We start from the raw sequence: 12,434 nt of genomic DNA on the forward strand, positions 1-12,434 counted from the left end.
ATCTCGTCATCGCAAATCACCTCCGACCGAAGTGAATCACGAAATTCCAGTCGAAGGAATCCCTTTCGATTCAGTCTGAATGCTCGGCGCTCTAGCGGCTACAGGATCAGGATGGCGCGGAAGTCGTTGACGTTCGTTCCGGTCGGGCCGGGAACGAAGAGATCGCCAATCGCGTCGAACGCTGTCCAACCGTCATTGTTTGCCAGCAGCTCGGCCGGCACCATTCCGGCCTTGCGCAACCGCGCCACCGTACCTGCATCGGCAAAGGCGCCGGCATTGTCCTCGCTGCCGTCGATGCCATCGGTATCGGCGGCCATGGCGTGAATGCCCGCGTGACCGTCGATATCGATGGCGAGCGACAACAGGAACTCCGAGTTTCGCCCGCCCTTGCCGTTGCCCTTCAAGGTCACCGTCGTTTCGCCGCCAGAGAGTAGCACGATCGGCTTCGGAAAGGGGCGATTGCGATGAAGCACTTCCCGGGCGATGGCAGCGTGGACATGCGCAGCTTCGCGGGCCTCGCCCTCTATGGCGTCCGAGAGAATGGCGGCTTCGATGCCGGCGGCACGCGCCACCTCGGCAGCGGCTTCCAACGAGACGCCGGCTGACGCGATGACATGGACCTCATTGCCGGCAAAGCGCGGATCGCCCGGGCGCGGCGCATCCGCCTCAACTTTCTCGATATGGGCGAGAACGGCTGGCGGGAGTTCGATACGGTAGAGGCGGATGAGATCGAGTGCTTCGGCGCGCGTGCCGGCGCCCGGCACGGTCGGCCCGGAGGCCACCAGGGCAGGGTCGTCGCCGGGAATGTCCGAGACGACGAGCGAGACGACCTTGGCCGGGTGGGCTGCGGCAGCCAGCCGGCCGCCCTTGATGGTCGACAGATGCTTGCGGATGACATTCATCGCAGAGATCGGCGCGCCGGAGGCAAGCAGCGCCTTGTTGACGGCGATTTCATCGGCGAGGCTCAAGCCGCCCGCTGGCGAGGGAAGCAGCGCCGAGCCGCCGCCTGATATCAGGGCGATCACCAGATCGTCTTTTGTGAGGCCATCGACAAGTTTCAGTAGCCGACGGGAGGCGACGAGACCAGCCTCATCCGGCACGGGGTGGGCTGCTTCGATGATCTCGATCTGGCGGCAGGGGGCGGAAAAACCGTATCGCGTCACGACGAGGCCTTCCAGCGGGCCATCCCAGCATTGTTCCAGCGCGGCCGCCATCTGGGCAGATCCCTTGCCGGCGCCGATGACGATCGTGCGGCCCTTCGGTTTGGCAGGCAGATGCGTACGGATGCCGGTCAACGGATCGGCTGCACGCACGGCGGCATCGAACAGTGAGGTCAGGAAGGCGCGGGGATCGGAAACGGTCATGTCGAACTGCCTGTCTGCTAGAGCGTTTATACGCAATTCCGGACGGAAAACCGCTATGCACTTTTCCTGAAATTGCTTCTCAGAGCCTGTAACCATTTGGTGGCTTAACTGACTGGAAGACGCAAGGGCCAGGAACTGCAATTGTGTCCTGCCCGACGAATCCCTATGTAGAAGGAAAGGGTTTCACGCTTTTATTCAGGGATTTTTCGACATGGCCGAATTGAAAGTGAAGACAAGGCAGACGGGCGCAACCGCTACGGTCGGCCGCACCGGCTTTCCGCATGTGACCTCGGTGACCGGCGGCGAAATCGATATCGTCACCTCGCCGTCGCAGCCTGGCTTCAACCCGCTCGACCTGCTCTATTCGTCGCTCTCGGCCTGCCTGGCCTTGAGCGCCCGCATGGCCGCTAGCAGCCTCGGCGTGCTCGACAAGCTCACCGAAGTCACCGCCGTCGTCACGGGTGAGAAGGCGACCGAAGGCCTCTCGCGCGTGGAGAAATTCAACATTGCCTTCACCATCAAAGGTGATTTCAGCGATGAAATTCGCAACGCGATTGCGCATGCCGCCGAAGATGAGATTTGCACGGTGAGCAACACGATCCGCGGCAATCCGCAATTTGAGACGGTGATTTCGGGGTGAGATTTGGTCTATCCCGCCCCTTGCGCGCGGGAACGCAAAATCAGCATTTAGCCGCAAGGCTAAGTGCTAGATTTTGCAAGGGCGGGGGTAGGCAGGGACGCACCGGCCCCCGCTCTTGCAATTTCAATGGCTTAGAAATTGCGCTAGCATTCTGAATATGTGTGACCTTCGGTATCGCAATTCCTAAACCAATGAAATTGCTTTCTCGCCCGCCAAGGGCGAGATGGCTCGGCATCTGCCGTTGCCCCTCACTTCGCCGGAAACTCAAACCCTTCAAGGTAAGGTCCAAGCTCCGGGTCGATATCCACTTTCACGGCATTGTTGTAGATTGCCGTCGCGATCATGATGCCGGCGAAGGCGACGAGGTTGGCGAGCGTCGGCTCGTCGTAGCGGGCCTTCAATCGATCCCAAATCCCTTCCGGAATTGCATTGGAATCCCTGACGATCGCCTTGCCGAATTCGATCAGCAGCGCCTCGTCTTCGCTCGGTACGATCGTTTCCGGCGTGAGGCCGGCATTGATCAGCGCGCGCCGGAAGAAGCCGACGGGGATGATCGAGCGGCATTCGATTGCGATGGCATGGCAAAGCAGCCAGATGGCGCGATCGTCCAGAGCCGGACGCAGCTCCTCGCGCAAGGGAAACCATTCCGCATAGATGCGATGCGCGACCGGCGAGTGCAGCAGGGTGCGTTTCATATTCGTCATGCGGCCGCGCAGCTGCATTTCGCGGTCATGCTCGGCGCGCACGGCCTCGGAAGCGGTCTCGTAGTCGATCGGCGTGATATGACTCATGTTACTCTCTTTATACCGGGCTCTTACTGCGCTGCCGCTGCCGATTTCGTGAAGAAGCGGTTTTCCGGGCGCGGCAGGCCTAGATGTTCGCGCAATGTCGTACCGTCGTAATCGCGGCGGAAGATGCCGCGGCGTTGCAGCTCTGGAACGACGCGGGTGGTCACGTCAAGCAGACCCTGCGGCAGGAAGGGGAAGACAACGTTGAAACCGTCAGAGCCTTCCTCGTGCAGCCATTGCTCCATCTCGTCGGCAATGCTCTCAGGCGTGCCGACGAAGGCGAGGCCGGCATAGCCGCCGAGGCGCTGGGCAAGCTGGCGCACGGTGAGCTTTTCGGCTTCGGCAAGGGCGATGACGCGCTCGCGGCCGCTCTTGCTCGCGTTGGTTTCCGGAATCTCCGGCAGCGAGCTATCCGGATCGAATTTGGAGGCATCATGCCCAAGTGCGATCGACAGGGATGCGATGGCGCTATCGTAATGGACGAGACTATCGAGCTTTGCCCGCTTGGCCTTTGCCTCCTCGACCGTATCGCCGACGACGATGAAGGCGGCGGGCAGGATCTTCAGATGATCCGGATTGCGGCCGATCGCCTTCATCCGTCCCTTGATATCGGCGAAGATCGACTTGCCATCGGCGAGGTTGCGGGGAGCTGCAAAGACGGCTTCGGCCGTTTCGGCGGCAAGCTGACGACCGGCATCCGATTGTCCGGCCTGCACGATGACGGGCCAGCCCTGAGGTGGGCGGGCGATGTTGAGCGGGCCGCGAACGCTCAGTTCCTCGCCCTTGTGCCCGAGGACATGCATTCGCTCGGGATCGAAGAAGATGCCGCTTTCCGGATCGCGGATGAAGGCGTCGTCGGCGAAGCTGTCCCAGAGGCCGGTCACGACATCGTAGAATTCGCGAGCGCGATGGTAGCGCTCGCCATGTTCCATGTGTTCTTCGAGGCCGAAATTAAGGGCGGCATCGGGATTGGAGGTGGTGACGATGTTCCAGCCGGCGCGGCCACCGCTGATATGGTCGAGCGAGGCGAAGCGGCGGGCGATATGATAGGGCAGGTCGAAGGTGGTGGAGGCGGTTGCGACGAGGCCAATCCTGTCGGTAACGGCGGCGAGCGCCGAAAGCAGGGTGAAGGGCTCGAAGGAGGTGACGGTTTGGCTGCGCTTCAGGGCCTCGATCGGCATGTTGAGGACCGCGAGGTGATCGGCCATGAAGAAGGCGTCGAATTTTGCCTTTTCCAGCTCCTGCGCGAAGCTTTTGATGTGCTGGAAATTGAAGTTGGCGTCCGGATAGGCGCCGGGATAACGCCAGGCACCGGTATGCAGGCTGACGGGACGCATGAAGGCGCCCAGCTTCAATTGCTTCTGTTCGGTCATGGGCTCTCTCCAAAATCGTCAGCCGCTATGACGTCATAACGGCTCCGCCAGCGGAATGATGCCTTACGACGTAGGCGTGCTTCTCGCCCATTCAAAGAGCCGATTTCATTTATTTGATCGCTTTCGCGGAATATTCATCCGTCCTCGACTTCAGTGCTGTTCTGTCCGGCAAAAACCTTGACCAGCCAGTCTATGAAAACGCGGACCCGCGGTGAAAGCTGGCGGCTGCGCGGATAGAGCATCGAGACGGGCGTCCGTGTCGGTGGATAGTCCGGGAGGACATGCAGCAGCCCGCCCGATCGTAGGGCTTCCTCGGCGTGATAGCGCGGAACCTGGATCAGGCCGAGACCGAGCTTGGCCGCGGCGAAATAGCTCTCGGCCGCGTTGACGGAGATGGTGGCCGGCAGGGTGATTTCGCGCACGACGCCGTCGATCTGGAATTCCAGCGGCAGCAATCCGCCCGTTGCGGAAGAGCGGAAGCCGACCATGCGGTGGCCATCGAGCTTCTCCGGATGGGCGGGCATGCCGAAATGTTCGACATAGGCGGGTGCCGCAAGCGTCACTTCTTCCAGCATGGCGACGCGGCGGCCGATCATATCGCTATCCTGCAGCGTGCCAACGCGCAGCACGCAATCGATCCCCTCGCGGATCAGATCGACGAACCGGTCGCCTTCGGTGATCTGCAGTTCGATGTCGGGATAGGTTTCGAGGAAGGAAGGCAGGTTCGGCAGGACGAAGTGCCGCGCAAGCGTTCCATGCACGTCGACACGGAGGACACCCTTCGGCTTCGCCCCGGCAAAGGCGCCTTCAGCATCCTCGATATCGGAGAGGATGCGCAGGCAGCGCTGGTAATAGGCTTCGCCATCGAGCGTCGGGCTGACATGCCGCGTCGTGCGCTGTAGCAGGCGCACGCCAAGACGCGCCTCGACCTGTTTGATCGCATCCGTCACCGTCGAGCGAGGCAGGCCGGTGTCTTCGGCGGCCAGCGTGAAGCTGCGTCGTTCCACGACCCGGCAAAACACCCGCATGGCATCGAATCTGTCCATATTATTTGTTCGCTAAATTCGGATAGTGATGCCGATTATTGGCTGATTATCCGCTTCATGAAAAGGGGCATCTTCTCCTCATCGAAACGCGCTACGGCGCAAGGCAATGAAGGATGAGAGAAATGGGCAATATTTCCAACAAGGTAGCAATCATCACCGGCGCATCGCGCGGCATTGGCGCCGCCATTGCAGAGCGTTTGGCCGAGGATGGCTTCACCGTCGTCATCAACTATTCCGGCAGCGAAGCCGCCGCCGAGGGGCTCGCCCGCAAGATCGAGGAAAAGGGCGGCAAGGCGCTGACCGCGAAGGCCGATGTCTCCGATGTCGAAGCCGTGCGCCGCATGTTCGACGCAACCGAAGCTGCCTTCGGCGGTGTCGATGTCCTCGTCAACAATGCCGGCATCATGCAGCTCGCGAAGATCGCCGATGCCGACGACGCGCATTTCGACCGCCACATCGCCATCAACCTGAAGGGCACGTTCAATACGCTGCGAGAAGCCGGCAGGCGCCTGCGTGACGGCGGTCGCATCGTCAACTTCTCGACCAGCATCGTCGGCCTCAAGCTTGAAACCTACGGCGTCTATGCCGCAACCAAGGCCGGCGTCGAGCTTCTGACCGGCATCATGGCGAAGGAACTGCGCGGCCGCTCGATCACGGTGAATGCGGTTGCGCCCGGCCCGACGGCCACCGATCTCTTCCTCAACGGTAAGAGCGACGAGCTCATCGACCGTATGGCCAAGATGAACCCGCTGGAGCGCCTGGGCACGCCGCAAGACATCGCCGCCGCCGTTTCCTTCCTCGTCGGCCCGGATGGCGGCTGGATCAACGGTCAGACGCTGCGCGCCAATGGCGGCATGATCTGAGCCAACTTGGCGGCAGGGTAATGCCTGCCGTCCTCCACTTCATCGTCGACAACAGCCAATCCTTTGAAGGAACAGAATCATGAGCAAGCAAGTCATCGTTATTACCGGCGCATCGAGCGGCTTCGGCGCCCTGACGGCACGCGCTCTCGCCAAGGCAGGCCATGCGGTCTATGCCGGTATCCGCGAAACCCAAGGGCGTAATGCGGCACAGGTCGCCGCAGCGGCGGCATTCGCCGCGGAGAACGGCGTCGATCTCAGGACCGTCGAACTCGATGTCGCCTCGGACGCCTCTGTCGAAGCCGGCATTGCCGCCGTCATCGGCGAGCAGGGCCGCATCGACACCATCATCCACAATGCCGGCCATATGTCCTTCGGCCCGGCGGAGGCATTCACGCCCGAACAGTTTGCCGAACTCTACGACATCAACGTGCTCAGCACCCAGCGCGTCAATCGTGCCGTGCTGCCTCATATGCGCAGGCAAGGAAAGGGGCTGGTGGTCTGGGTCTCCTCGTCGAGCACGCGGGGCGGCACGCCGCCTTACCTCTCGCCTTATTTCGCAGCCAAGGCAGCCATGGACTCGCTTGCCGTGTCCTATGCGTCCGAACTGACACGCTGGGGCGTCGAGACCGCCATCATCGTGCCCGGCGCCTTTACGAAGGGCACCAACCACTTCGCGCATTCCGGTTCCCCGGACGACAAGGCTCGCGCCGCCGAATATGACAACGGTCCCTATGCCGGCGTTCCCGACCAGGCGCTGAAGGGACTAGCCTCGCTGGAACCGGCGGATGCCGATGCCGCTTCGGTGGCGACGGCAATCGTGGATATTGTCGATATGCCGTTTGGAACGCGGCCATTCCGTACCCATATAGACCCTTCTGAGGATGGTGCTGAGATCGTCAACGGTGTTGCCGACCGGGTTCGGGCAGAGCTTTTCCGCCGCATCGGTCTGGAAGACCTGCTGAAGCCGCATACAAAAGCCTGAGACCCGCGATCATCCTTTGAGCGTGTCAAATCGCCGCTTCTGTGCCACAGAAGCGGCGATCTGGTGCGTGCATCAGGGCTATTTTGCGTTGTACAGCATTCCAAGCCTTGGAGTTTCGTACTAAAGCGATTCCTTCAGAGGGTCGGGAGATATCCATGGACGCGAAGGACATTGGCGAAATTGCCAGCTGGCTCATGCAGGCCGGTCTCAAGGGAATGACGGAAGTCGATATCCTCTCGGGTTTCTGCGAGCAGTGCCGTCAGCATGGTCTCAACATCGATCGGGCCATGGCGCTGATGGATACGCTGCATCCGGTCTATGAGGGCCGCGCCTTCCGCTGGGACGGCAATCAGATCATCGAGCGCGAGTTCGAATATGGCCCGACGCAACAGGGGATCGCGTCTGAAAACTGGCAGCGTTCCGCCTTCTATCACATGCTGACAACAGGTGGAGACGAGGTGCGCCGACGTATCGGCTTCGGCGAGCCTGCCGATTTCTACGGGCTCGATACGTTGCTGGCAGATGGTCACACCGATTATATCGCCATGGTGCACCGTTTCGAAGAGGGCGGCACGATCGGCGAGATGGATTGCTTCTATTCCAACTTCGCTACCGCCGCCGAAATGGGATTCCCGGAAGAGGATTTGCGCGTGCTGCGCAAGCTGACGCCGGCGCTGGCTTTGGCCATCAAATGCACCGGCATGAGCCGCATCGCCCGCACCATTGCCGAGGTCTATCTCGGCGAGGACGCTGCCCGGCATGTGCTCGAGGGCAAGATTACCCGCGGCAAAACGGAGCGGATTTCGGCGGCGCTCTGGTTTTCCGATCTCGCCAACTACACGCGCATTTCGGATACGGCCGAGCCGGATGAAATCATCCCGATGCTGAATGCCTATGCCGATGCGGTCATCTCCTCGATCCATGAGGCGGGCGGCAACGTGTTGAAGCTGATCGGCGACGGCACGCTGGCAATCTTCAAGGCTCGCAATTCCGCCGATGCCTGCGCGGCTGCGCTGATGGCGGAATCGCTGCTGCGCCAGCGGCTGCGCGATCTCAACTCGCAGCGGCAGATCGAAGGCCGTCCGGTCACGGACGTCTATCTCGGCCTGCATATCGGCGATGTCTTCTACGGCAATATCGGCAGCATGGACCGGCTGGACTTCACCGTCATCGGGCCGGCCGTCAACGAGGTCAGCCGCATCGCCTCGATGTGCCGATCGGCCGACCGCAATGTCCTGATGTCATCGAATTTCGTCGAGGCGCTATCGGGCCAGCAAAGCAACGATCTCGTTTCCGTCGGCCGCTATGCGCTGCGCGGCGTCAAGCGGCCTCAGGAATTGTTCACGCTACTCTCTTCGGCGGCCTGATCCCTCTGCCGTGACTGCTTTCAGCAGCGGCTGGACGCAAACATCGGGCCGCCCTTGCTTGCCGGGAAGCCATAGCCGTTGATCATCACGAGATCGATATCGCTGGCACGGGCGGCGATGCCTTCCGCAAGCAACGCCTCGCCTTCGGTGGCCATGGCTTTCAGCAGGCGGCTGACGATCTCTTCCGCGGTGAAGCTCCTTGGTACAATGCCTTTTTCGGCGCGCGCGGCTTCGATCATGGCCGCTACCTCAGGATCAACAGTCCGTTTGCCGTCGGGGTAGGCATACCAGCCGCGGCCGGTCTTCTGGCCGAAACGGCCGGCTTCGCAGAGCCGGTCGGCGATGACGACGTAGCGCTCCGAGGGATCGCGCGTCGCAGCCTGCCGCTTACGGCGCGCCCAGGCGATTTCCAAACCTGCCATATCGAACACAGCAAAAGGCCCCATCGGAAAGCCGTAGGCTTCCAGTGCCGCGTCGATCTCCTGCGGCGAGGCGCCGTCCTCGACCATGTATTCCGCTTCGCGGCGATAGGCGGAAAAGATGCGGTTACCGATAAAGCCTTCGGTGACGCCCGATACGACAGGCAGCTTGCCGAGCCGCTTTGCCAGGGCAAGGGCTGTCGCCAGCACATCCGGCGCGGTGTTCTTGCACTTCACCACTTCCAGGAGCCGCATGATATTGGCTGGCGAGAAGAAGTGCAGTCCGACGACGCGCTCTGGCCGTTGCGTTGCGGCGGCGATTACGTCGGGGTCGAGATAGCTCGTATTGGTCGCAAGGATCGCATCGGCGCGAACGATCGCATCGAGGCGCCGGAAGAGCTCGGTCTTGACGGTGAGATCGTCGAAAACGGCTTCGATGATGATATCGGCTTTTGCGAGCTCTTGAATCTCCGCCGTCACGGTCAGTCGGCTGAGGCGATCTTCGCGGCCCGCTGCATCGAGGCGACCGGATTGCACCGCCTTGTCGAGGAGGCCAGCGATCCGTTCGCGGCCCTTATCTGCAGCATCGATGGTCTGCTCGACTCCGATCACGCGGAAGCCGCCGTTGAGGGCGGAAACGGCAATGCCTGATCCCATCAGACCGGTGCCGACAATGCCGATGGTTTCGATCTTGCGTGCGGCAACGGTCTCCAGTTCCTCGATCTTGCCGGCGGCGCGTTCCGCGAAGAATACATGACGCAACGCTGCGGCCTCTTCGCTGTCGCGAAGCGCAATGAAAGTGCGGCGTTCCTCGGCCAGCCCTTCGGATAAAGAGACGGTCGCCGCCAGGCGTACGAGACGGATGGCCTCGGCAGGTGCATGCTGGCCGCGCGCCTTGCGCAATGCGTCCGATGCCGCCTTGTCGATCACATCTGTAGCTTCCGGAGGAACCGTCAGCGATCCCGTGCGGCGTAACGGTGCGGCATTGGCCGTCTTGGCGTCGGTGATAGCTTCGGCGATCAATTCACCCTTGGCCACGCCGTCCACGATGCCGAGCGTGAGCGCTTCGGCGGCGGAGACGATGCGTGCATTGGCGATCATATCGATAGCGGCGGCGATGCCGGTCAGCCGCGGCAGGCGCTGCGTGCCACCGGCGCCGGGTACGATGCCGAGCTTGACTTCGGGAAGGCCGAGGTTGGCGGTCGGCGCCGCGAGGCGACGATGGCAGGCGAGTGCCACTTCCAGACCGCCGCCGAGGGCCACGCCATTGATCGCGGCGACAACGGGTTTGGCAAAGGCTTCGATGCGGGCGATGACATCAGGTAGATGCGGCTCGACCGGCGGTTTGCCGAATTCCTTGATATCGGCGCCGCCGATGAAGCTGTTCCCCGCACCGGTGAGCACGATGCCCCTAGTCGTGCCATCCTTTTCGGCGTGATCAAACGCCGCCATGAGGCCGGCCCGGACATCGGCGGAAAGCGCGTTGACGGGCGCGTTGTCTATGGTGACGACGAGAATCTCGTCGGTCAGCGCCGCCGAGATGGTGTCCGAAAAGCGCAATGCCGACATGATCTTGACCGCCTATATTATTCCGGAATGACTGCCGTCGCCTGGATCTCGATCTTGGCACGATCTTCGACGAGGGCAACGACCTGCACGGCGGCCATGGCCGGGAAATGCCGGCCGATGATCTCGCGATAGGCCTGACCGATCCCCTTCAGATTGCCGAGATATTCCTGCTTGTCGGTGAAATACCAGGTCATCGACGTGATGTGCTTCGGCTCGGCGCCGCCTTCGGCAAGAATGGCGACGACATTCTTCAGCGTCTGGCGCACCTGCTCGACGAAATCGTCGCTTTCGAATTCGCAGGCGGCATTCCAGCCGACCTGGCCGCCAACGAACACCATGCGGCCCGTCGCCGCCATGCCATTGGCATAGCCGATCGGCTTGGCCCAGCCTTCAGGTTGCAGGATGGTGTGCATCGGTCGTCTCCAGATGAGAGGTCAGCGCGGCGCGGATATCCTCCGGCCATTCAAGGGATGTGTGCGTATCGAGCGAGGTGGCGACGACGCGGTGTTTAGCCGTCCACAGCACATGGCCATTCGCCGAGACCTGATGTTCGAGATCGAGCGAGGAACGGCCGACGCCACGGACTGCAAGGACGAATTCGAGATCGTCGCCCTGCAAGCCCGGCTTGATGAAAGTCAGATCGAGCCGCACGGTGGGAACACCGATGCGGCGGTCGTCGATCAGCTTTCGCCAGGAGAAGCCGATCGAAGCGAAATAGTCTTCCAGCACCCCGACGAGGATGTTCAGATAGGATGGGAAATAGGCGATCCCGGAAGGATCGCAATCTCCGAAGCGCAGGGGTCTGGTGGTCTTGAACGTCACGGCCGCCTCAGTTCGAAAAGGCGGCGATGCCGGTGATGGCGCGGCCGAGGATGAGGGCGTGGATATCGTGCGTGCCCTCATAGGTGTTGACCACCTCAAGGTTGACGAGATGGCGGGCGATGCCGAACTCATCGGAAATGCCATTACCACCCAGCATGTCACGGGCAGCGCGGGCAATATCCAGCGCCTTGCCACAGCTGTTGCGCTTGAGGATGGAGGTGAGCTCGACGGGCGGATGGCCTTCTTCCTTCATGCGGCCGAGGCGCAGGCAGCCCTGAAGGCCTAGCGTGATCTCGGTCACCATATCGGCAAGCTTCTTCTGGATCAGCTGATTGGCAGCAAGGGGACGGCCGAACTGTTTGCGGTCGAGCACGTACTGGCGTGCCTTGGCATAGCAATCCTCCGCCGCGCCGAGCGCACCCCAGGCAATGCCGAAGCGTGCGGAGTTGAGGCAGGTGAAGGGACCCTTGAGGCCTGATACGTTCGGCATCAGGTTTTCCTCGGGCACGAAGACATTATCCATCACGACTTCGCCCGTTATGGAGGCGCGCAGGCCCACCTTGCCATGGATGGCGGGTGCCGACAGGCCCCTCCAGCCCTTTTCGAGAATGAAGCCGCGGATGAGGCCGTCCTCGGTCTTTGCCCAGACAACAAAGACATCGGCGATCGGCGCGTTCGAAATCCAGGTCTTGGCGCCGGTCAGGCTGTAGCCGCCATCGACCTTCTTTGCGCGTGTGACCATCGAGCCGGGATCGGAGCCGTGGTTCGGTTCGGTGAGGCCAAAGCAGCCGATCCATTCGCCGGTCGCTAGCTTCGGCAGGTATTTCTGCTTTTGCGCATCCGAGCCGAAGGTCTCTATCGGCACCATGACGAGCGAGGACTGCACGCTCATCATCGAGCGATAGCCGCTGTCGACGCGCTCGACTTCTCGGGCGATCAGGCCGTAGGCGACATAGCCGAGGCCGGCGCCACCATATTCCGGGGAGATCGTCGGGCCGAGGAGGCCGAGTTCACCCATTTCACGGAAGATGGCCGGATCGGTCTTTTCATGCCGGAAGGCTTCGAGGACGCGGGGCGCGAGTTTTTCCTGCGCGTAGGAATGCGCGGTATCCAGCACCATCCTTTCGTCGTCGCTCAGCTGTTCCGTCAGCCGGAACGGGTCGGCCCAGTCGAAAATCTCGCGGCTCATGCTGGCATCTCC

12 protein-coding genes are annotated in these 12,434 nt (G+C 61.7%); 4 read left to right on the forward strand and 8 right to left on the reverse strand.

Annotated elements, in window-relative coordinates:
* Positions 1 to 98 precede the first annotated feature (98 nt).
* Positions 99 to 1,364, reverse strand: coding sequence for a glycerate kinase (locus tag FHT84_RS12875; RefSeq protein ID WP_112340532.1), 1,266 nt, complete (start codon positions 1,362 to 1,364; stop codon positions 99 to 101).
* 211 nt (positions 1,365 to 1,575) lie between these two features.
* Here FHT84_RS12875 and FHT84_RS12880 point away from each other — a divergent pair, with 211 nt between their 5' ends.
* Entirely contained in the window at positions 1,576 to 2,004 is a 429-nt protein-coding gene (locus tag FHT84_RS12880; RefSeq protein ID WP_112340531.1) for an OsmC family protein, read from the forward strand.
* Between the two features lie 248 nt (positions 2,005 to 2,252).
* Here FHT84_RS12880 and FHT84_RS12885 read toward each other — a convergent pair whose 3' ends face one another.
* The 3 genes from FHT84_RS12885 to FHT84_RS12895 all read right to left on the reverse strand — a co-directional run bounded on the left by FHT84_RS12885 (position 2,253) and on the right by FHT84_RS12895 (position 5,211).
* Positions 2,253 to 2,795, reverse strand: a complete 543-nt coding sequence (locus tag FHT84_RS12885) for a hypothetical protein (RefSeq protein WP_112340530.1) — start codon at positions 2,793 to 2,795, stop codon at positions 2,253 to 2,255.
* 23 nt (positions 2,796 to 2,818) lie between these two features.
* Positions 2,819 to 4,165, reverse strand: coding sequence for an LLM class flavin-dependent oxidoreductase (locus FHT84_RS12890; protein WP_112340529.1), 1,347 nt, complete (start codon positions 4,163 to 4,165; stop codon positions 2,819 to 2,821).
* Positions 4,166 to 4,299: 134 nt separating this feature from the next.
* On the reverse strand, positions 4,300 to 5,211 hold the full coding sequence (locus FHT84_RS12895; RefSeq protein WP_112340528.1) for a LysR family transcriptional regulator: 912 nt from the start codon (positions 5,209 to 5,211) through the stop codon (positions 4,300 to 4,302).
* A 122-nt stretch (positions 5,212 to 5,333) separates the two neighbouring features.
* On the opposite strand from FHT84_RS12895, the gene FHT84_RS12900 reads away from it, so the two are divergent.
* The 3 genes from FHT84_RS12900 to FHT84_RS12910 all read left to right on the forward strand — a co-directional run bounded on the left by FHT84_RS12900 (position 5,334) and on the right by FHT84_RS12910 (position 8,423).
* The gene (locus FHT84_RS12900; protein ID WP_183762781.1) at positions 5,334 to 6,074 is read left to right on the forward strand and encodes an SDR family oxidoreductase; all 741 of its coding nucleotides are present in this window, start codon (positions 5,334 to 5,336) and stop codon (positions 6,072 to 6,074) included.
* Between the two features lie 79 nt (positions 6,075 to 6,153).
* Positions 6,154 to 7,056, forward strand: coding sequence for an SDR family oxidoreductase (locus FHT84_RS12905; RefSeq protein ID WP_112340526.1), 903 nt, complete (start codon positions 6,154 to 6,156; stop codon positions 7,054 to 7,056).
* A 155-nt stretch (positions 7,057 to 7,211) separates the two neighbouring features.
* Positions 7,212 to 8,423 (forward strand): adenylate/guanylate cyclase domain-containing protein, encoded by a 1,212-nt coding sequence (locus FHT84_RS12910; RefSeq protein ID WP_112340525.1) that lies wholly within the window; start codon positions 7,212 to 7,214, stop codon positions 8,421 to 8,423.
* A gap of 20 nt (positions 8,424 to 8,443) precedes the next feature.
* On the opposite strand, the gene FHT84_RS12915 is transcribed toward FHT84_RS12910, so the two are convergent.
* From FHT84_RS12915 to FHT84_RS12930, 4 genes are read right to left on the reverse strand one after another with little or no spacing between them, the layout of a single operon-like run.
* Positions 8,444 to 10,411 (reverse strand): 3-hydroxyacyl-CoA dehydrogenase NAD-binding domain-containing protein, encoded by a 1,968-nt coding sequence (locus FHT84_RS12915; protein WP_112340524.1) that lies wholly within the window; start codon positions 10,409 to 10,411, stop codon positions 8,444 to 8,446.
* Between the two features lie 17 nt (positions 10,412 to 10,428).
* Entirely contained in the window at positions 10,429 to 10,824 is a 396-nt protein-coding gene (locus FHT84_RS12920; RefSeq protein ID WP_069611780.1) for a RidA family protein, read from the reverse strand.
* On the reverse strand, positions 10,802 to 11,233 hold the full coding sequence (locus tag FHT84_RS12925) for a thioesterase family protein (protein WP_112340523.1): 432 nt from the start codon (positions 11,231 to 11,233) through the stop codon (positions 10,802 to 10,804). The genes FHT84_RS12920 and FHT84_RS12925 overlap by 23 nt, the downstream gene beginning before the upstream one ends.
* Positions 11,234 to 11,240: 7 nt before the next feature.
* Positions 11,241 to 12,422 carry an acyl-CoA dehydrogenase gene (locus FHT84_RS12930; protein WP_112340572.1) on the reverse strand — a complete coding sequence of 394 codons (1,182 nt, stop codon included), beginning with the start codon at positions 12,420 to 12,422 and terminating at the stop codon, positions 11,241 to 11,243.
* Positions 12,423 to 12,434 lie beyond the last annotated feature (12 nt).

The sequence above is a fragment of the Rhizobium sp. BK289 genome, assembly GCF_014193575.1.
Classification (GTDB): Bacteria; Pseudomonadota; Alphaproteobacteria; order Rhizobiales; family Rhizobiaceae; genus Rhizobium; species Rhizobium tropici_C.

Coding starts and splice junctions, on each gene's coding strand:
- FHT84_RS12900 (WP_183762781.1), top strand. CDS start 5,334: ATGGGCAATATTTCCAACAAGGTAGCAATCATCACCGGCGCATCGCGC.
- FHT84_RS12890 (WP_112340529.1), bottom strand. CDS start 4,165: ATGACCGAACAGAAGCAATTGAAGCTGGGCGCCTTCATGCGTCCCGTC.
- FHT84_RS12875 (WP_112340532.1), bottom strand. CDS start 1,364: ATGACCGTTTCCGATCCCCGCGCCTTCCTGACCTCACTGTTCGATGCC.
- FHT84_RS12880 (WP_112340531.1), top strand. CDS start 1,576: ATGGCCGAATTGAAAGTGAAGACAAGGCAGACGGGCGCAACCGCTACG.
- FHT84_RS12920 (WP_069611780.1), bottom strand. CDS start 10,824: ATGCACACCATCCTGCAACCTGAAGGCTGGGCCAAGCCGATCGGCTAT.
- FHT84_RS12895 (WP_112340528.1), bottom strand. CDS start 5,211: ATGGACAGATTCGATGCCATGCGGGTGTTTTGCCGGGTCGTGGAACGA.
- FHT84_RS12910 (WP_112340525.1), top strand. CDS start 7,212: ATGGACGCGAAGGACATTGGCGAAATTGCCAGCTGGCTCATGCAGGCC.
- FHT84_RS12915 (WP_112340524.1), bottom strand. CDS start 10,411: ATGTCGGCATTGCGCTTTTCGGACACCATCTCGGCGGCGCTGACCGAC.
- FHT84_RS12905 (WP_112340526.1), top strand. CDS start 6,154: ATGAGCAAGCAAGTCATCGTTATTACCGGCGCATCGAGCGGCTTCGGC.
- FHT84_RS12930 (WP_112340572.1), bottom strand. CDS start 12,422: ATGAGCCGCGAGATTTTCGACTGGGCCGACCCGTTCCGGCTGACGGAA.
- FHT84_RS12885 (WP_112340530.1), bottom strand. CDS start 2,795: ATGAGTCATATCACGCCGATCGACTACGAGACCGCTTCCGAGGCCGTG.